Below are 533 nucleotides of genomic sequence, written 5' to 3'. Positions count from 1 at the left end.
ATTAAACCCTGCCTGATATTGACATAACGTGACAAAAAATTGACATTACCTTAATTAAACAGCAAAAAATCAGAACATCATACTTTCATCAAACTGCCGTCAAAGCGCCAACAATAAGTCAGATAGCGCCGACACCCCCTCTATGCCTTCTGAATTACTGGGCATGATTCAATATTTTGTTCAAAATATTTCACGCCATGAGTGAATTTTAAAACCAGTAAAATTATTTGTTGATTTTGCCCTTACATCTGGTCAGTCTTATTGAAAATTCTGACAAACGGGTCTCTCAATGCAATTGAAAAATAGCGTGTTGCGTTATGGCTCACTGAGTATTGCTATGCACTGGCTGGTGGCGGGTACCGTTTACGGTATGTTTGCACTTGGTCTGTGGATGGTCACCCAGGGCTATTATGATACCTGGTATCACAAAGCGCCGGAGCTGCACAAAAGTATCGGTATGGTGCTGTTTGTTGTGATGCTGGTGCGCGTGGTGTGGCGTTTTGTTTCGCCGCCCCCTAAACCTCTCAGCAGTT

The 533-nt window shown here is 42.8% G+C and carries 1 protein-coding gene; it reads left to right on the top strand.

Translation table 11 applies throughout. The features are described from left to right. Positions 1 to 289: 289 nt before the first annotated feature. On the top strand, positions 290 to 533 hold a 244-nt coding region (locus WH277_RS01690), incomplete at its 3' end, for a cytochrome b (protein WP_339504015.1).

The organism is Erwinia sp. MYb416, from assembly GCF_037479575.1.
Lineage (GTDB): Bacteria > Pseudomonadota > Gammaproteobacteria > Enterobacterales > Enterobacteriaceae > Erwinia > Erwinia rhapontici.
Note: the sequence above shows the minus strand (reverse complement) of the source record. Positions and strands in the feature narration are given on the sequence as shown.